Annotated in this window: 14 protein-coding genes; 5 read left to right on the forward strand and 9 right to left on the reverse strand. The window is 68.7% G+C overall.

Annotated features, from left to right (window positions below):
• The first annotated feature begins 120 nt into the window (after nucleotides 1-120).
• The 5 genes from AC1D1A_RS15425 (at nucleotide 121) to AC1D1A_RS15445 (ending at nucleotide 7,042) form a co-directional block, all read left to right on the forward strand.
• Nucleotides 121-1,209 (forward strand): threonine aldolase family protein, encoded by a 1,089-nt coding sequence (locus AC1D1A_RS15425; RefSeq protein WP_028277018.1) that lies wholly within the window; start codon nucleotides 121-123, stop codon nucleotides 1,207-1,209.
• 72 nt (nucleotides 1,210-1,281) lie between these two features.
• The gene (locus AC1D1A_RS15430; RefSeq protein WP_018772438.1) at nucleotides 1,282-1,929 is read left to right on the forward strand and encodes a DUF3000 domain-containing protein; all 648 of its coding nucleotides are present in this window, start codon (nucleotides 1,282-1,284) and stop codon (nucleotides 1,927-1,929) included.
• A 61-nt stretch (nucleotides 1,930-1,990) separates the two neighbouring features.
• A complete protein-coding gene (locus AC1D1A_RS15435; protein WP_476948090.1) occupies nucleotides 1,991-3,349 on the forward strand; it encodes an HRDC domain-containing protein in 1,359 nt (452 codons plus the stop codon).
• Nucleotides 3,350-3,512: 163 nt separating this feature from the next.
• Nucleotides 3,513-4,850, forward strand: a complete 1,338-nt coding sequence (locus AC1D1A_RS15440) for a thiolase family protein (protein WP_476948091.1) — start codon at nucleotides 3,513-3,515, stop codon at nucleotides 4,848-4,850.
• A complete protein-coding gene (locus AC1D1A_RS15445; RefSeq protein ID WP_476948092.1) occupies nucleotides 4,847-7,042 on the forward strand; it encodes a 3-hydroxyacyl-CoA dehydrogenase NAD-binding domain-containing protein in 2,196 nt (731 codons plus the stop codon). The genes AC1D1A_RS15440 and AC1D1A_RS15445 overlap by 4 nt, the downstream gene beginning before the upstream one ends.
• Nucleotides 7,043-7,316: 274 nt before the next feature.
• Here AC1D1A_RS15445 and AC1D1A_RS15450 read toward each other — a convergent pair whose 3' ends face one another.
• The 9 genes from AC1D1A_RS15450 to AC1D1A_RS15490 form a co-directional block, all read right to left on the reverse strand.
• A complete protein-coding gene (locus AC1D1A_RS15450) occupies nucleotides 7,317-8,933 on the reverse strand; it encodes an ABC transporter ATP-binding protein (protein WP_476948093.1) in 1,617 nt (538 codons plus the stop codon).
• A complete protein-coding gene (locus tag AC1D1A_RS15455) occupies nucleotides 8,930-9,688 on the reverse strand; it encodes an energy-coupling factor transporter transmembrane component T (RefSeq protein WP_476948094.1) in 759 nt (252 codons plus the stop codon). Before AC1D1A_RS15455 ends, AC1D1A_RS15450 begins: the two co-directional genes overlap by 4 nt.
• Before the next feature lie 77 nt (nucleotides 9,689-9,765).
• Entirely contained in the window at nucleotides 9,766-10,587 is an 822-nt protein-coding gene (locus tag AC1D1A_RS15460; RefSeq protein ID WP_476948095.1) for an ECF transporter S component, read from the reverse strand.
• 144 nt (nucleotides 10,588-10,731) lie between these two features.
• Nucleotides 10,732-11,760 (reverse strand): nucleoside hydrolase, encoded by a 1,029-nt coding sequence (locus tag AC1D1A_RS15465; protein WP_230009738.1) that lies wholly within the window; start codon nucleotides 11,758-11,760, stop codon nucleotides 10,732-10,734.
• 98 nt (nucleotides 11,761-11,858) lie between these two features.
• Complete coding sequence (locus AC1D1A_RS15470; RefSeq protein WP_476860244.1) at nucleotides 11,859-12,836, reverse strand: aldo/keto reductase; 978 nt, start codon at nucleotides 12,834-12,836, stop codon at nucleotides 11,859-11,861.
• Nucleotides 12,837-12,906: 70 nt separating this feature from the next.
• A complete protein-coding gene (locus tag AC1D1A_RS15475; protein ID WP_026537002.1) occupies nucleotides 12,907-13,125 on the reverse strand; it encodes a helix-hairpin-helix domain-containing protein in 219 nt (72 codons plus the stop codon).
• Nucleotides 13,126-13,191: 66 nt separating this feature from the next.
• Complete coding sequence (locus AC1D1A_RS15480; RefSeq protein ID WP_476886938.1) at nucleotides 13,192-13,749, reverse strand: hypothetical protein; 558 nt, start codon at nucleotides 13,747-13,749, stop codon at nucleotides 13,192-13,194.
• A gap of 74 nt (nucleotides 13,750-13,823) precedes the next feature.
• Entirely contained in the window at nucleotides 13,824-15,797 is a 1,974-nt protein-coding gene (gene dxs / locus AC1D1A_RS15485; protein WP_476873101.1) for a 1-deoxy-D-xylulose-5-phosphate synthase, read from the reverse strand.
• A 228-nt stretch (nucleotides 15,798-16,025) separates the two neighbouring features.
• Nucleotides 16,026-18,839: an aconitate hydratase gene (locus tag AC1D1A_RS15490; protein WP_476873100.1), complete on the reverse strand. Its 2,814-nt coding sequence runs from the start codon at nucleotides 18,837-18,839 to the stop codon at nucleotides 16,026-16,028.
• Nucleotides 18,840-18,930: the final 91 nt, after the last annotated feature.

An 18,930-nucleotide genomic window follows, 5' to 3' on the forward strand; every position in this document is an offset into this window, starting at 1 on the left:
TGATTCCGCGGCCCTGATCCTGGACCCCAGCGTCTGTGGCACAGGGTCTGGGCCCCGATCCAGGGCCCCGGGCTTAGCCCGGGCGGCCCGACCTCTTAGACTGAAAGCGTGAGCAAAACGATGACCAGCACAGTTGAAACTGTCCCTGCCGGCACTGCGGTGCGGCTCCACGATCCCTCCGTCCGCGGCTTCGCCTCGGACAACTATTCCGGCGTGCACCCGGAAGTCCTCGCGGCCCTGGCCGCCGCCAACGAAGGCCACCAGGTCTCCTACGGCGAGGACGATTACACCGCGCGCCTGCAGCAGCTGATGGAAGAGCACTTCGGCGAAGGCATCGAGTGCTTCCCGGTGTTCAACGGCACCGGAGCCAACGTCCTGTCCCTGCAGTCGCTCCTCCCGCGCTGGGGTGCGGTCATTTGCGCTTCCACCGCCCACATCAACATGGACGAAAACGGTGCACCGGAGCGGATCGGCGGCATCAAGCTGCTGCAGGTCCCCACCACCGACGGCAAGCTCACCCCCGCACTGATCGACCAGGAAGCCTGGGGCTGGGGCGATGAGCACCGCGCCCAGCCGCTGGCCGTGTCCATCACCCAGACCACCGAGCTCGGTACCTGCTACACCCCGGACGAGGTCCGGGCCATCGCTGAGCATGTCCACGCAAAGGGCATGAAGCTGCACATGGACGGTGCCCGGCTGGCCAACGCCGCCGCCCACCTGGGGGTCCCGCTGCGGGCCTTTACCCGTGACGCCGGCGTGGACATCCTCTCCTTCGGCGGCACGAAGAACGGCCTGCTGTTCGGCGAGGTTGTGGTCGCCCTGAACCCGGAGGCCGCACACGGCCTGGTCTACCTGCGCAAGATGAACATGCAGCTGGCCTCCAAGATGCGGTTTATGTCCGCCCAGTTCATTGCCCTCCTCGAGGGTGAGCTGTGGCTGCGCTCGGCCTCGCACGCCAACGCCATGGCCGCCCGGCTGCGCGCCGGCGTCGAGGCGATCCCCGGCGTCGAACTGACGCAGAAGACCGAGTCCAACGGCGTCTTCGCCGTCCTGCCTGCCGGTGTCGCGGACCGGCTGCGCAAGTCCTTCCGCTTCTACGACTGGAACGAGGCGGCCCGCGAGGTCCGCTGGATGTGCTCCTTCGACACCACCGAGGACGACGTTGATTCCTTCATTGCGGCCATCAAGCGCGAGCTCGCCGCTGCCTGAGCCGTGCAACGCTTCCCCTGCCCGGCGGCGAGCCTGCCGGGCAGGGCTCCGGCCGTTGCATAACCTTCCAAGGTGAGCTCCCTCGATCAGGTTCCGGCAGATTTCCTCTTCGCCCTGGGGACCCTTCGGCAGGCACGGTGCCGCAGCGAGCTGCACCTGGACGAAATTCCGGCCCCGTCCCGGCTGGCACCGTTCGCGGTGGCCCTGGGCGCGGAAGTGATCGGCCCGGGCGACTCCCCCGCCGGCGGACCGGTCCACGGCCCGGCCGCCGCGGCGCTGGCACGGGCGTCCGGCAGCGACGACGTCGAGCTGGCCACTGGCCGCTTCATTCTGCTCCACGATCCCGACGGCTCTGCCGTATGGGACGGGGAATTCCGGATCGTCACCTACATCCGCGCCCAGCTGGAACCCGAGATGGGCAACGACGAACTCCTGGGGTCCGTGGCGTGGACCTGGCTGGTAGAAGCGCTGGAAAACCATCAGGCCCCGTACCGCTCCGCCGGCGGCACCGCCACCCGGGTGCTCTCGGAGAGCTTTGGAACGTTGTCGGACCGGCCGAATTCAATCGACATTGAGCTCCGGGCCTCCTGGACCCCGGCCACCCCGGACATCACCTCGCACCTGGAGGCGTGGTCGGACATGGTCTGCACCTTCGCCGGGCTGCCGCCCCTGCCCGAGGGCGTCACGGCCCTTCCCCGCCGCCCCCGCGGACACGCATGAGGCCCCTGTTCGGCCGCGGTCACGGCCCTATACGCCATGTTGTCGGTAAACTGTAGAGACCATGACCCCTCAGAATCCGGAAATCAGCACGGCCGGCGCCAGTCGCACCACGGCCGAGGCTGCTGACACCACAGCCCACATCACCGTGGAAGGCTTCGACAGCCTGGTCCCTGAAGTGATCGACCTCGACATTCCCCGCGACGGCGTGCCGCTGGTCATTGAAACCCAGTCCGGACTCGAACGCTGCGCCGCGGCCCTCGCCGCCGGCCACGGCCCTGCGGGCGTGGACGCGGAGCGCGCCTCGGGGTTCCGCTACGGCCAGCGCGCCTTCCTGGTCCAGATCCGGCGCGAAGGCTCCGGAACCTGGCTGATCGATCCCGAACCTTTCGGGGACCTCAGCATCATCAATGACGCTTTGCGCGGCGTCGAATGGATCCTGCACGCCGCCAGCCAGGACCTGCCCTGCCTGTCCGAACTCGGCATGTGGCCGGACAAACTCTTCGACACCGAGCTCGCCGCCCGCCTGGCCGGGCTGCCCCGGGTGGGCCTCGCCGCCGTGATCGAACAGCTCCTGGGCTTCGGCCTGGCGAAGGAACACTCCGCCGCCGACTGGTCCACCCGCCCCCTGCCGGAACCGTGGCTGCGCTACGCCGCGCTCGACGTCGAAGTCCTGACCGAGCTGCGCGAGGAACTGATTGAGCTGCTCGTGGCGGACGAGAAGCTGGAATACGCCGAGCAGGAATTCGCCGCCATCCTCGAAGCCGGACAGGCCCCGCCGCGCGTTGATCCGTGGCGCAAGACGTCCGGGCTGCACCAGATCCGGGACCGCCGCCAACTGGCCGCAGTCCGGGAGCTGTGGCTGGAACGCGATTCCCTGGCCCAGAAACGTGACGTCGCCCCCGGCCGGCTGATCCCCGACTCCGCGCTCGTCGCCGCGGCCAAGGCGATGCCCTCCACGGTCCCCCAGCTCCTGGGCACCAAGGGCTTCCACGGCCGCGCCGCACAGCGGGAAGCCCCCCGCTGGCTGCGCTGCATCGGCGTGGCCCGGGCCCTGGAGGACCTGCCGCCGCTGCACCTGCCCACCAACGCTCCCCCGCCCCCGCGCGTCTGGGCGGACCGGGACCCGGAGGCGGCCGCCAGGCTCGCCACCGCCCGTCCGAAACTCCAGGCCAAGGCCGAGGAACTGAACCTGCCGGTGGAAAACCTGCTGACCCCGGACTATCTTCGGCGGGTCGCCTGGCGTCCACCGGCAGAATGCAGCGAGGAAGGCGTGGCCGAGGAACTGGCGAACCTCGGGGCGCGCCAGTGGCAGATCGAAATCACGGCTCCGCTCATTGCCGAGGCTTTCCTGCACCCCGAGCCGCTGCCCGCGAAGGAACCCAAGGCCGCCGCGGAGGCGCCGTCGGGTTCCACGGTCTAGCGGCTCCTTCCGGGGCCGCTCATCTCCTCCTTGCCAGCTATGTTACTGGCGAGTAACATGATGCATGATGTCGTTCGGAACCCTCCCGCCTGTGGCAACCCCTGCCACAGGGCTTTTTGCCGCTAGCGCGGTTCCGGCACCATGTCTCAATGAGGAGTACGCCGTGAGCCAAGCCCGCACCAGCGGAAAACCCAGCAGCGCAAACCCGAGCAGCGGAAGAAACAGGACCGTGCGCGACGTCGTCTTTGTCGACGGCGTCCGCACCCCGTTCGGCCGCGCCGGCGACAAGGGCATCTACGCGGGCACCCGCGCCGACGACCTCGTGGTCAAGTGCATCCGCGAACTGATGCGCCGCAACCCCTCGCTTCCGGCGGACCGAGTCGACGAGGTCGCGATCGCCGCCACCACCCAGACGGGCGACCAGGGTCTGACCATCGGCCGCACAGCCGCCCTGCTGGCCGGACTCCCCCGCACCGTGCCCGGCTTCGCGATCGACCGCATGTGCGCCGGCGCCATGACCGCCGTCACCACGACGGCGAGCGGCATCGGCTTCGGCGCGTACGACGTCGTGATCGCCGGCGGCGTGGAACACATGGGCAACCACCCGATGGGCGCCGGCGCCGACCCCAACCCGCGCTTCATGTCCGAACGGATCGTGGACCCGGCCGCGCTGAACATGGGCAACACGGCCGAGAACCTGCACGACCGTTTCCCGGCCATCACCAAGAACCGCACAGACGCCTACGCCGTCGCCTCGCAGGACAAGCTCGCCGCAGCCTACGCCAACGGCCAGATCCAGCCCGACCTCGTACCCGTCGCCACGATGAAGCCGGGCCAGGGCTGGACCGTCAACACCGTGGACGAACCCCCGCGCCCGGGGACCTCGCTCGGGGACCTGGCCACGCTTAAGACGCCGTTCCGCGCCCACGGCCGGGTCACGGCGGGCAACGCCGCGGGCCTGAACGACGGCGCCACCGCAGCCCTGCTGGCCTCCGCCGATGCCGCCGAGGAACTCGGGCTGCCGGTCAGGATGCGCCTGGTGAGCTATGCCTTCGCCGGCGTCGAACCCGAGGTCATGGGCATCGGCCCGGTCCCGGCCACCGAGAAGGCACTCAAGAACGCCGGACTCGGCATCGGGGACATCGGGCTCTTCGAAATCAATGAGGCCTTCGCCGTCCAGGTCCTGAGCTTCCTGGACCATTTCGGGATCGCCGACGACGACCCCCGCGTCAACCGCTATGGCGGCGCGATCGCCGTCGGGCACCCGCTGGCGTCCTCGGGGGTCAGGCTGATGAACCAGCTGGCCCGGCAGTTCGAGGAGGACCCCTCCGTCCGCTTTGGCATGACCACGATGTGCATCGGCCTGGGCATGGGCGCCACCGTAATCTGGGAGAACCCGCATCACGCAGATTACGGCACCGAAGCACCTGGCAGAGAAATGCACAACACAGCAGCACAGCACGCAGAGACCACGACCACCGAGACTGGAGCCACAGCATGAGCGCCGCTGATTTCCGCAAGCTTGCAGAACTCTTCCCCAACGAAACGGTCACCCACTCCTACGTCCAGGACATCGAACTGCCGCCCGTCGACGGTGGGGAGACGACTGACGGCAAAAGCCCCGGCATCTTCGCGCTGGTCACCCTCGACAACGGCCTGGACCACTCCAAGCCCACCACCCTCGGACCCAACACCCTGATCGAGCTCGGCACGGTCCTGGAAGGACTGAAGGAACGCGCCGCCCGGGGCGAGATTGCCGGCGTCGGCGTCACCGGCAAGCCGTACTTCCTCGTGGCCGGCGCCGACCTCTCCACGGTCAAGTCCGTCAGCGGACGCGAACAGGGCCTGTGGATGGCCCAGCTCGGCCACGACGTCTACGCCACCCTCGCGAACCTCGGCGTGCCGAGCTTCGCATTCATCAACGGACTGGCCCTGGGCGGCGGCCTGGAGATCGCGCTGCAGTCCACCTACCGCACGGTCTCTACCGGCGCCGGCGCTCTGGCCCTTCCCGAGGCGTTCATCGGACTCATCCCTGGCTGGGGCGGGGTCCACATCCTGCCGCGGCTGATCGGGCCGGAGAACGCCCTCAAGGTCATGATCGAAAACCCGCTGAGCAACAACCGCACGCTCACCGGGCCGCAGGCCTACCAGCTGGGCATGGCGGACGCGATGTTCGAGCCGGCCGACTTCGTGGAACAGTCCCTGGCGTGGGCCGCGAAAGTCATTGCCGGTGCCGTGGCGCCGGAGCGGGCGAACGCCGTGGACCCGTCCGCTCCGGAGGTCGCCGCCCGCTGGGCGGCCGCCGTCGCCAAGGGCCGCGCCTTCGTGGAGGCCAAGACCTCCAACGCTTCCCCGGCGCCCGCCAAGGTCCTGGACGTCATGGAGGCCAACCGCACCCTGACCCAGGCGCAGTCCGCTGAGCTCGAATGCGAGACGCTCGCCGACCTCATGCAGACCGACGAGTTCCGCTCCACGGTGTACGCCTTCCTGGACCTCGTGCAGCGCCGCTCCAAGCGTCCAGCCGGCGCCCCGGACCGCAAGCTTGCGCGCCCGGTGACGAAGATCGGCGTCGTCGGTGCCGGCCTGATGGCCAGCCAGCTCGCCCTGCTCTTCGCCCGCCAGCTCAAAGTACCCGTGGTCCTCACGGACATCGACCAGGCCCGCGTGGACAAGGGCGTGGGTTACGTCCACGCCGAGGTGGAGAAGCTGCTGGCGAAGGGCCGGATCAGCCCCGACGCCGCCAACCGCACCCGCGCGCTCGTCACGGGATCAGTTTCGAAGGAGGCCTTCGCCGACGCCGACTTCGTCATTGAGGCCGTCTTCGAGGAACTCAACGTCAAGAAGCAGGTCTTCAAGGAAGTCGAGGCGATCGTCTCGGAAGAGTGCATCCTCGCGACCAACACGTCCTCGCTGTCCGTCACCGCGATGGCGGAGGACCTTGAGCACCCCGAGCGCCTGGTCGGCTTCCACTTCTTCAATCCGGTGGCCGTGATGCCGCTGCTGGAGATCGTGCGGGCACCGAAGACCGACGACGCCGTGCTGGCCACCGCGTTCGAGCTCGCCAAGGGGCTCAAGAAGTCGGCGGTGCTGGTCAGGGATGCCGCCGCGTTTGTGGTCAACCGCGTCCTGCTGCGCCTCATGGGTGAAGTCACCGCGGCCTTCGACGAGGGCACCGCCGCCGACGTGGCCGATAACGCGCTGCGGCCGATGGGCCTGCCCATGACGCCCTTTGTGCTCGGCGCCATGGTGGGCCTGCCCGTGGCGCAGCATGTCCAGGAATCGCTGCACACGGCGTTCGGGGACCGCTTCAGGGTCTCGGCGAACCTGCAGGTGCTGATCGACAACGGTGTGACGTCCATTTGGGCCGTGCAGAACGGCACACCGGTGCCGGGCCCGGACGGCAAGCCGTTCATACCGGCCGAAACCCTGGCGCTGATGTCCTTTGGCAGCACCCCGTCCACCGGCGAGGAGGTGCTGCGCCGGACGCAGGACGCCCTGGCGGAGGAAATCGGGCTGATGCTCGAGGAAGGCGTTGTGGCCGGTCCCGAGGACATTGACCTCTGCATGATCCTCGGCGCGGGCTGGCCGATGTTCCTGGGCGGGATCACCCCGTATCTGGACCGGGTGGGCGCCTCGGAACGGGTCAACGGCAAGAAGTTCCTGGCCCCGGGCGTGGCGTCAGAGCCGGCCTAAAGCCAGGCTTCACCGCTCGCTTTTGTTGGCGCCGCCGCCCGGACTTTGGTCCGGGCGGCGGCGCTGCTTTCGGGAGAGTGGCCGGGCATCCCGGCGGCGCCATGACGTGGGCAGCCTCGATGTCTGCGGTGTTGAGATGAAAGGCTGGAACGCGAAAGACCGCGTCCGCGGAATAGATCCTGCTGTCCAGGACCAGGCCCGCGGAAACTCCAAGCAATATACATTGCGCGTCATGCATTGCGCGTTGGATTCGGTGCCTACCCCGCGGCCCCAGTCAGATTTCCCGCAGGCTCCCGCCGCTGAGTTCCAGGACGCGGTGCGCGTTCCTCCGTGCGTAGTCCAGGTCGTGGGTGACCATGACGACGGCGGCGCCCCGCGCGGCGGCGCGGTCGACGGCGCCCTGCAGCGCCTCGAGGCCGTGCCGGTCCAGCCCGACGGTCGGTTCGTCCAGGGCCACCACCGCCGGTTCGCGGGCGAGGACCGTGGCCAGGGCGAGCAGCCGCTGCCGGGAGGCGGACAGCTCGGCCGGGTGTGCCTCCTCGGTACCGGACAGGCCCACCGCGGCCAGCGCGGCCCGGGCCTTGCCCTCGGCGCCGGCCTTTCCGGACAGTTGCCGGAGTCCGAACGCGGCTTCCCGCAGGACGGTGCGTTCGAAAAGCTGGTCCCGGGGGTGCTGGAACAACAGGCCCACGGAGGCCGCGACCTTTCCCACCGGCTCGCCGGCAATGCTGCGCCCGCAGACCAGCACGTCCCCGGCCGAGGGCCGGAGCAGTCCATTGAAGTGGCGCAGCAGTGTCGACTTGCCGGCGCCGTTGAGCCCGGTCACGGCGATGATCTCGCCCGGGCGCACGGCGAAATCCACGTCCCGGAGGACCCGGTCCTGCGCGCCGGTGCCGTGCCGACGCGGGTCCCGAGCGTAGCCGAACCCAACCCCGCGCAGTTCCAGCGATGCCGGGCCGGGACCGGGCGCCGCGGCAGGCACCGGCCCGGGATGGCGGGCGCCGGCGGCGACGCCGGACCCACTGGCCCCCAGGACGCCGGACCCAATACCGCTCGGCCCAATGCCGCCGGGCCCGCCTACGCCAATCACTCCGGCGCGCTCCAGTTCGGCCGAGCCCGCCAGCTGCGCCGGCGTCCCGGCAGCGGTGACCGTCCCGGCAGCGGTGATCCTCCTGCCGTCGGGCCCGGTCTGAGCGTCAAGAATCGTCCAGTGCGTGGCTTCCCCGGCGAGCCCGTCGGCTGCCTGGCTCAGGAGGACGACGCCGGTCCCGGCGCCGCAGAGGCTGCGGACCAGGGCCTCGACTTGCGCGGCTCCGGCCGCGTCCAGCGATGCCAGCGGCTCGTCCAGGATGAGCACGTCCGGTTCCGTGATGACGGCGCAGCCCACGGCGAGCCGGCGCAGCTCCCCGCCGGAGAGCGTGGCCGGGTCCCGGTCCAGCAGGTGAGAGAGTCCGGTGCGGGCGGCGGTGCGCTCCACCGCGCGGAGCATGTCCTCCCGGGCCGTCGCGCGGTTTTCCAGGCCGAAGGCCAGCTCCTCCGCGACCGTGGCGCGCACCGAGGAGAGCATCGCCGCGGCGTCCTGCGGAACGAAGGCCACGCGGCGCGACCACTCGGCGGGGTTGATCCGGGGGTCCTCGGGCACGCCGCGGAATTCCAGCACCGTGCCGCCAAGCTCCAGGCTGCCGCGGAATTGTCCGGCGTGACCGGCCCGGAGCCAGCCGGCCAACAGTTTGCCCAGCGTGGATTTTCCGCTCCCGGACCCGCCCAGGACGGCGGTCAGGGAACCCGACGTGACCGAGAGTGCGGCATCCCTCAGCACCGGGGTGTCATCGCCGTGGAACGTGAACGCCTCGATCCGGATCTGAAGCGCCGTGCGGGTGGTGGCCGTCATGACACCGCCCCGGCAGGCCAGGAGGCCACAATCCGCCCGGCGACGGCGGCCGCCGCGAATACCAGTGCGGCTGCCCGGCATAGCCGCTGGGCGGGCGGGTCGGCGACTTCGCGGTAGCTGGTCCGGGGCCCCGGGCTGCCGAAGCCGCGGGCGTCGAGCGCCTGGGCGCGGCTTCCGGCGTCGTCAATCAGGGCCAGGACCAGCGGCACCATCTGCAGACGGAGGGTGCCGAGGCGGGACAGCAGGCCGCGTCCGACCACCATCCCGCGGGTTTCCTGGGCCTGCCGGATCCGGTCCAGGCGGCCCGCGACGGCGGGCAGGAGGGTGAGCGTGGACGCCAGGACGAAGCCGAACTGCGGTGGGATCCTGCGCCCGGCGAGGGCGGAGACGAGGTCGGGGACGCTCACGGTGAAGGAAAAGAGCAGGAATACCAGCACGCAGGCCGTGGTCCGGGTTCCCAGCTCCAGCGCGAAGCCCAGACCCTCGGCCGTGACCCTCGCCGGGCCCCACTGGGCCAGCACGGTCTGGCCCTCAGGGAAGAAGAGGCCGTGCAGCACCAGCAGGGACAGGCACAGGGGTGTCAGGATCACGGCTCCTGCGGGCAGGACGCGCCCCGCAATGCCATGGCGGGCGGCAAGGATCACCGCGGCGAGGGCCACGGCGACAGACAGCGGCCAATAGGCGGCCGCCGTCGTGACGACGGCGGCGCATACGGCGAGGGTCAGCGCGGTGAAGGGGTGCAGTCGCGGTGTCATGGTCGCTGTGTCAGTGTCTCAGGGTCAGTGTCGCTGTGGCAGTGTCGCAGGGTCGGGTGTCCCAGCCGCAGCGGGGCTCAGGCGTCCGGCGCTGCCGGGGCCTTGCCGGCGAGTACCCGGTAGCGCCGCACGAAGGGGAACTGGAAGGTGGTGCGGCGGGGCAGGGCGTAGGCGAGCAGCGCCGCGATGGTGAAAACGATCGCCTTGTCCATGGGGTCGGAAATCAGTGCCTGCTTGGTGATGGCGGCCAGGAGGGTATCCCCCATGGCGCGGAAGGCGCTGACGATCGCCCCGGTACCCAGCCCTGACGTGCCGCCAAAGACGAACGCGGCGATCGGGGCGGAGACGACGCCGGCCAGGATGCCGGTGACGAAGCCGGCGACGGGGGCGAGGTAGAAGCGGCGGAACAGCCCGCCGCGCGCGGCCATGCCGGCGAGGAATCCGATCAGGGCGGCACCGGCGGCGAACGGCAGAACGGTGGGGTTGAAGAAGGACCAGACGATGCTGCTCAGCGCGCCCGTGGCGGCACCCGCTGCGGGTCCGGCGAGGACGGCGATCAGGACGGTGCCGATCGCGTCAATGTAGAACGGCAGGCCCGTGCTGCCCATCAGCTGTCCGAGGACCACGTTCAGGACCAGCGCCACCGGGATGAGGACCACGGTGGAGGTGGGCAGCGCCGGCAGGACGGCCACAATCAGCAGCACAGCGCCGAGCAGGAAGCCGCCGAGGGCAACGAGGGCGGAGAAGCTGGCCGGGCCGTTGGCAATGTCAGCGGGCTGGGTCAGCACCAGGAAGATGTAGGTGGCGGCGATCGCGGCGGCGCCGGCGATTTCGAGCAGGCGGCGCCTGCGGCCGGCCGCCTGTCCAGGGGCAATGATGGTGAGGGCTGGCTGTGACATGAGGGGTGTTCCTTTGGCTGGGTACAACAAGTTCCGCCTCATGTCACCTCGGCGCAGCTACCATCCTAGCGAGCGGCGACCATTCTAGCGATCTGCAGACCCGTCCGGGCACTCCCCGCATTGGCCCAGCCGTACTGTCCGGTTTCAGGCCACCGGCGCCCGGGGGCCCACCGCGCGCGCAAGGGCGCCGATCGAGGAAATCAGTTCGTCGAAGCACTGCCCGGGGTTGTTGTCAGAGACGATCCTGACGTTCGGCGCCAACCCCCACAGCCCGCGGAAATCGGCCACCGTGGTGCCGATCAGCAGGGGCGAATCCGTTTCGACGTCGACCGTGGCCAGCCGGGTGGCGAACGGTGTGCGCCCCGCTGCAGCGCAGGCCGCGAAGGCGTCGTGCACGTGCGCCACATAGCCTTGGTCATAGAGGCGGTGAAATTCCATGTAGAAGCGCAGGGCGTCGGACAGGCAAGCGACGAGGGGGTTCCCGGACTGGCTCCGCTGGCCTTCGGACTGCTCCGGGAGGACGAGTTCGGGCTCCGGTGCACCGGCGGCCTCGCCAAGTCGGCGCAGGTGCTCCGGGTGCATCTCGATCCGCTCGGTCATTTCCAGGGCACACAAGATCGGCAGTTTGTCCTCGGGCAGGCCCCGGTAGGCGGCAAACACCTCCTTGGCGGCATGCGGATCCACCGAGGTGTTCCATTCGGCCGTAGGGGTGGTGTTGCCCTGGTAGTAGAAGCTGCCGCCCATGATCACAAGTCCCTTGAGCAGCCGGGGAAGTTCCGGTTCCCGGCGCAGGGCCAGGGCGAAGTTGGTCAGCGGTCCGGTGATCAGGCCGGTGAGCTCCCCCGGGTGCGCCCGCACCTCCTCGACCCAGACGTCGACGGCGTGCCGCGCCGAGATCTGCTGGCGCGGCGGCGGCAGCTCGGCATAGCCGATGCCCTGCGGCCCGTGGGTCTCCTCGGTGGTGACCAGCGGGATCTCCAGCGGGACCTCGGCGCCGATGGCCACCTCGATGCCCTCGCGGCCGCAGAGCTCCAGCAGGGCCAAGTTGTTCAGCGCCACCTGACGGGCCCCGACGTTCCCGGCGGTGCACGTGATCGCCTGGACGTGGACCTCGGGCCGGGACAGCAGGTAGACCAGGGCCAGGGCGTCGTCGATCCCAGTGTCGACGTCCATCAGGATCGAATGCGTCACGGCAGGTACCGCCGCCCGGGCGCTTGCAGCACTGTTCAGACCAGCACTGTTCATACGATCAGTGTTCAGACCTGGACCGTTCAGAACAGCGCCACCTTGGGCGTGCGCGGGAAGAGGTCGTCCAGCTCGGCGAGGTCGGCGTGGCTGGGTTTCCAGGCCACGGCGGCGGCGTTCTGGCGCACCTGCTCCGGCGTGGTGGCGCCGGCGATGACGCTGCTGACGGACGGCTGGGCGGCCAGCCAGGAGAAGGCCACCTGGACTTCGTTGAGCCCGCGGTCGGCGGCGAACTTGCCGAAGGCACCCAGCTGTTCCCAGTCGGCGTCGTGGACCAGGTTGGTGCGGGTGTGGCTGAGCCGGCTTCCCTCGGGGGCCCGGCCGGCGGAGTATTTGCCGGTCAGCAGGCCGTTGGCGAGCGGGAAGTACGGCAGGACGCCCAGGCCGTAGGCCTCGGCCGCAGGGGTCACCTCGAGTTCGGCGCGCCGGTCCAGGAGGTTGTAGTGGTTCTGGCTGGAGATGAAGCGGGCTCCCCCGCGGGCGCGTGCCACGTACTCAGCCTCGGCGATCTGCCAGCCGGCCCGGTTGGAGTGGCCGATGTAGCGGACCTTGCCGCTGGTGACGAGGTCGTCGAGGGCCGAGAGCGTCTCGTCGATGGGCGTGAGCGGGTCCGGGGTGTGGAACTGGTAGAGGTCGATCCAGTCCGTGCCGAGCCGGCGCAGCGAGGCCTCCGCCGCCTTGATGATGTAGCGGCGGGATCCGCGCGCACCAAAGTCCTCGCCGTTGGCGCCGCGCATGTCCATGCCGAACTTCGTGCCGATGACCGCATCGTCGCGGCGGGAACCGAGGGCCTTGCCGAGCATTGACTCGCTGAGGCCGGGCTCGCGGCCGTAGGCGTCCGCGACGTCAAAGAAGGTGATCCCGGCGTCGAGCGCCGCATGCACGACGGCGTCGGTGCCTTCCTGCGATTCGGTCACGGTCCCGGACCGGCCCAGGTTGTTGCAGCCAAGTCCCACGACAGAGACGGACAGTCCGGAATTTCCAACGCGGCGGTATTCAGTCATGGTTTTAGCCTATATCGCCCCGGCGGGTGCCCCGGCCAGGCCGCCGCGGGCGGCGGACAGCGGGCCCGCGCTACCCTGCCGGCAGCTTCAGCCCGTGCTCGTCCATGGCGTCCTGGAGCTGCGCGAGGGTGCGAGGGCAGACGCCCGGCATCCCGGCAAGCCGGCGCCGGCCAAGCTGCACGAGGTGTTCGAGGGTCTCGACCCCCGCGTGCGCGAGCGACTTTCGCGCCGGCGCCGCGAGTCCCGCGGGCAGCGGGGTGCAGCCTGGTTTCGAGGGTTTGCGCGTCATTGCGTTGCCTTTCAGTCCGTGCCCCCAAACTGGTGTGAGCCGTGCCCGGCTCCTTGCCCGTGCTGCCTACAGCGTGAAGCCGTTTGCCGGCTTCGGCGAGTGCTTGAGCTTGAAAGTATCCTCGCCAAACGGCGCGGCGCCAATGCTCAGTTTGGTGAAGTCGAGGTCTTCGCCGCGGACGCAGACCTTGATGGCGTTGACCGTCTTATTCACGTCCGGGGTGAGGCAGAAGATGTTGAGCCGGGCGTCGGAAAATTCGCTGCGGTCCACGATCCCCAGGCCCCGCCAGGCCAGATGGCTGATCAGGGCGTCTTTGGCTTTTTCCTCGAGGTACCGGTCGCGGCTGGTCCCCTCTTTGGTCTTGAGCGCGTACTGGGCCACTACCCAGGACTGTTCCTCCGCCGGAATTTCGGCGTAGCCGTCCTCGGCGCACTGCGCCGCGAAGGCGTCCATGAGGCGCTCCGCGGCCTCCGCGTCCGCGACGTCCGTCTCGTCCGTCTTGCTCTGGTGTCCGACGACGCCGTGGTTCATCACGAACTGGCTGTAGTCCTCATCAAACCAGGCCTCCCTGAAGTGCAGGGTGCCCTCTTCGTCGCGCTTGTAAACTCTGATAATTCCACTCATATGCCAGTTCCTTCCTGGGCCGTCCGGCGCCGGATTCAGTGGCGCCCACGGGTAGTGCTCAACGGATGTGCTGGCTACAGCTGCGGGATGCTGCCGGTGCTGGGGTGTTCCTGGCCGGGCAAGGGGCGCGCAAACGGCACCTTGGTGCCCAGGACCTGGGCGACGACGTCGTGCGTGATCTGCTGGGCGGTCAGGCCCACGCGTTCGAGCACCTGGCTGCGCGTGCCGTGTTCGAGGAACTCGACCGGCAGGCCGACCTCGTTGAGGGCAGTGTCCACGCCCGCGGCACGCATCTCCTGGCGGATCCGGGAGCCGACGCCGCCGGCCCGCACACCGTCCTCGATGCAAATGACCAGGCGGTGGCGCGCGGCGAGATCGATGATGGACTGCCGGACCGGGAGGACCCAGCGGGGATCCACCACCGTGGAGCTGATGCCCTGGGCACCGAGCCGGCCGGAGACGTCCAGCGCGAGTTCTGACATGGCGCCCACGCTGACGATCAGGACGTCGTTCTCGCTCGAGCCCGCGGGCCGGCGGGCCAGCACGTCCACGCCGTCCTCCAGGCGTTCGACCGCATCGACTTCGGGGCCGACGTTGCCCTTGGAGTAGCGGAGCACGCTCGGGGCGTCTTCAATGGCCACAGCCTCGCGCAGTTCCTCCCGCAGCCGGGTGGCGTCGCGCGGCGCGGCGAGGTGCAGCCCGGGGACGATCTGGACCATGGCCATGTCCCACATGCCGTGATGGCTTGCGCCGTCGGGTCCGGTGACGCCGGCCCGGTCCAGCACGATCGTGACGCCGGCTTTGTGCAGGGCGACATCCATCAGCAGCTGGTCGAAGGCGCGGTTCAGGAACGTCGCGTAGACCGCGACCACCGGGTGCAGTCCCCCGAACGCCATGCCGGCAGCCGAGGTGAGGGCGTGCTGCTCGGCGATGCCGACGTCGAACACGCGTTCCGGGTGCCGGGCGGCGAACTTGTGCAGCCCGACCGGAATCAGCATGGCACCGGTAATCCCGACGATGTCCTGTCGCTCGTCGGCGATGTCGGCGATCTCGTCGGCGAACACCGCGGTCCAGGACTTCGCGCCACCGGCTTCGGTGGGTGCGCCGGTCTCCGGATCGATGATCCCCACGGCATGGAACTGGTCCGCTTCATGGGCGCGGGCCGGGGCGTAGCCGTGGCCCTTTTCCGTCATGGCGTGCACGATCACGGGGCCGGCATAGTTCTTGGCGGTGGACAGGGCGTTTTCCATGGCCTGGAGGTCGTGGCCGTCGACGGGACCGATGTACTTCATGCCGAGGTCCTCGAACATGCCCTGCGGGGCCCACCAGTCCTTGATGCCCTTCTTCATGGCGTGCAGGCTCTTGTACGTGAACTGCCCCGCGGGGCCGCCCTTCTGCAGTTTGCGCTTCCACCACTCGAGCGTGCCTTCATAGGAGGGGGCGGCCCGGAGGGAATCGATGGTGGGGCGCAGGGACGCCAGGTAGTCGGCGAACCCGCCGACAGTCGGGGCGTACGAGCGGCCGTTGTCGTTGACCACAATCACGACACGGCGTTTCTTGTCCGCCGCGATGTTGTTGATGGCCTCCCAGGCCATGCCGCCGGTCAGTGCGCCGTCGCCCACCACCGCGACGACGAAGCGGTCGCCGTCGCCGGTCAGCTGCCGGGCGCGCGAGATGCCGTCGGCCCAGGAAAGCGAGGAGGACGCGTGCGAGCTTTCGACGATGTCGTGCTCGGATTCGCCGCGGTCCGGGTAGCCGGACATGCCGCCCTGCTGGCGGAGCGTGCTGAAATCCTGCCGTCCGGTGAGGAGCTTGTGCACGTAGGACTGGTGCCCTGTGTCGAAGACAATGCTGTCGCGGGGGGAATCGAAGATCCGGTGCACCGCGATGGTGAGCTCGACGACGCCGAGGTTCGGGCCCAGGTGCCCTCCCGTCCGGGAGACGTTGCCGATCAGGAAATCCCTGACCTCGGCTGCCAGCTGATCCAGCTGCGCCCCGGACAACTTACTCAGGTCCTGCGGATTCCGGATGGTGTCCAAGATTCCCAACGGCCCCTCCTTCGGGTGGTAGACATGCCTTTTAACTCTAACGCCTCCGGGCGGGCCGCCGCGCCGGAGGCCAGCACCGGTGCCCTGCACGCTTCACGCTCTCCGCTCCCCCGCTCCCCCGCTCCAGATCCAGCACCCGCGGCCGAAGCCGGGAACGCAAAGGCCCCGGCCGGTCAGTGACCGGCCGGGGCCGTTGCATGCGTTACCGGAACGTGCCCGGCAGCTCCGCTAGTGTGCGGAGATCTGGCGCAGGACGTACTGCAGGATGCCGCCGTTGCGGTAGTAGTCCGCCTCGCCCGGGGTATCGATGCGCAGCACGGCGTCGAAGGACGTGACGGTACCGTCTTCAGCGGTGGCCGTGACCTTGAGGGTCTTCGGCGTGGTGCCGTCGTTCAGGGCGGTGACGCCCTCAACTGCGTAGGTTTCCGTACCGGTCAGGCCCAGGCTGGCGGCGTTCTGGCCGGCCGGGTACTGCAGCGGGAGGACACCCATGCCGATCAGGTTGGAGCGGTGGATGCGCTCGTAGCTCTCGGCAACGACAGCCTTGACGCCCAGCAGCGCAGTGCCCTTGGCGGCCCAGTCACGGGACGAACCCGAGCCGTACTCCTTGCCTGCCAGGACCACCAGCGCGGTGCCGGCAGCCTGGTAGTTCTGCGCGGCGTCGTAGACGTAGGCCTGCGGGCCGTCGGCCTGGGTGAAGTCGCGGGTGAAGCCGCCCTCCACGCCGTCCAGGAGCTGGTTCTTGATGCGGATGTTCGCGAACGTGCCGCGGATCATGACCTCGTGGTTGCCACGGCGTGAGCCGTAGGAGTTGAAGTCCTTGCGTTCCACACCGTTGGCCAGCAGGTACTGGCCGGCCGGGGTGTCCGACTTGAAGGAACCGGCCGGGGAGATGTGGTCCGTGGTGACGGAGTCGCCGAGCTTGAGCAGCACGCGCGCACCGGTGATGTCCTGGACCGGCTCCGGCTGGGCCTTCATGCCCTCGAAGTACGGGGGCTTACGGACGTACGTGGACTTCTCGTCCCAGGCGAAGGTGTCGCCGGCGGGGGTGTCGAGCGCCTTCCAGCGATCGTCACCCTCAAAGACGCCTTCGTAGCCGCGGGCAAACATTTCCTTGTCGATCGAGGAATCGATGACCTGCTGGACCTCAACCGGGTTCGGCCAGATGTCCTTCAGGAAGACGTCGTTGCCGGCCTCGTCCTGGCCCAGGGCGTCGTTGTCGAAGTCGAAGTCCATGGTGCCGGCAAGGGCGTAGGCGATGACCAGCGGCGGGGAGGCCAGGTAGTTCATCTTTACGTCCGGGTTGATCCGGCCTTCGAAGTTGCGGTTGCCGGACAGCACGGCGGTGACGGAGAGATCGTTGGCCTGGATGGCCTCGGAGATCTCGGCGTCGAGCGGACCGGAGTTGCCGATGCAGGTGGCGCAGCCGTAGCCCACGATGTAGAAGCCGAGCTTCTCCAGGTAAGGGGTCAGGCCCGACTTGTTGTAGTAGTCGGTGACTACCTTGGAGCCGGGAGCCACGGAGGTCTTGACCCACGGCTTGGACGTCAGGCCCTTGTCGACGGCGTTGCGGGCCAGCAGTGCGGCGGCCAGCATCACGGACGGGTTGGACGTGTTGGTGCAGGAGGTGATCGAGGCGATCGACACTGCGCCGTGGTCCAGCTCGAACTCGCGTCCGTCCGCGGTCTTGACGCTGACCGTGTTGGACGGGCGGCCGTTGGACTTCGGGCCGTGCGCGTGCGGGGCCACGTCACTCAGGTGCGACGCTGAGGCGGTGAACGAGGGCGAGTCCGAAGCCGGGAAGCTTTCGTCGATCGCTTCGTCCAGGCTTCCGCCGGCCAGGTCTTCCTTCACGTAGTTGCGCAGGTCCTCGCGGAACTGGGCCTTGGACTCGGTGAGGATGATGCGGTCCTGCGGGCGCTTCGGGCCGGAGATCGACGGAACAACCGTCGACAGGTCCAGCTCGAGGTACTCGGAGAACTTGATCTCGCGGGAGGGATCGTGCCAGAGGCCCTGTTCCTTCGCGTAGGACTCCACGAGGGCGACGTTCTCGTCGGACCGGCCGGTGAGGCGCAGGTAGTCGAGGGTGACGTCGTCGATCGGGAACATCGCGGCGGTGGAGCCGAACTCCGGGCTCATGTTGCCGATCGTTGCACGGTTGGCCAGCGGCACAGCCGCGACGCCTTCACCGTAGAACTCGACGAACTTGCCGACCACACCGTGCTTGCGCAGCTGCTCGGTGATGGTCAGGACGACGTCGGTGGCGGTGGCGCCGGCCGGGATGGAGCCGGTGAGCTTGAAGCCCACGACGCGCGGGATGAGCATGGACACGGGCTGGCCGAGCATGGCAGCCTCGGCCTCGATGCCGCCAACGCCCCAGCCCAGCACGCCCAGGCCGTTGACCATGGTGGTGTGCGAGTCAGTGCCGACGCAGGTGTCCGGGTAAGCGCGGACAACGCCGTCGACTTCACGGGTCATAACGGTGCGGGCCAGGTACTCGATGTTGACCTGGTGCACAATGCCGGTGCCCGGCGGGACGACCTTGAAGTCGTCAAATGCAGTCTGGCCCCAGCGCAGGAACTGGTAACGCTCACCGTTGCGCTGGTATTCGATCTCCATGTTGCGCTCCAGTGCGCCGGAGTTGCCGAAGGCGTCAATCTGGACCGAGTGGTCAATGACCATTTCGGCCGGCGCCAAGGGGTTGACCCGCTTCGGGTCGCCGCCGAGCTCCTTGACGGCCTCACGCATGGTGGCGAGGTCAACGACGCAGGGCACGCCGGTGAAGTCCTGCATGATCACACGCGCCGGCGTGAACTGGATCTCGGTGTCGGGCTCGGCGCTGGGATCCCAGCCTGCCAGCGCACGGACGTGGTCGGCCGTGATGTTGGCACCGTCCTCGGTCCTCAACAGGTTTTCAAGCAATACCTTGAGGCTGAACGGAAGGTTCTCTGCACCTTCGACGGAGTTCAACCGGAAAATTTCATATTCGGTTCCGGCTACATTAAGTTTGCCTTTTGAACCGAAACTGTCCACAATGCTCATTCGCAGGACTCCTCTCGCAACAGTTTCATCTTTGTCGCGCCGCAGGACCCTTGCTAGTTAGGGCGGCCTAACTAATACAGGCATCAGTACA

It is taken from the genome of Arthrobacter sp. P1_B9, from assembly GCF_056406495.1.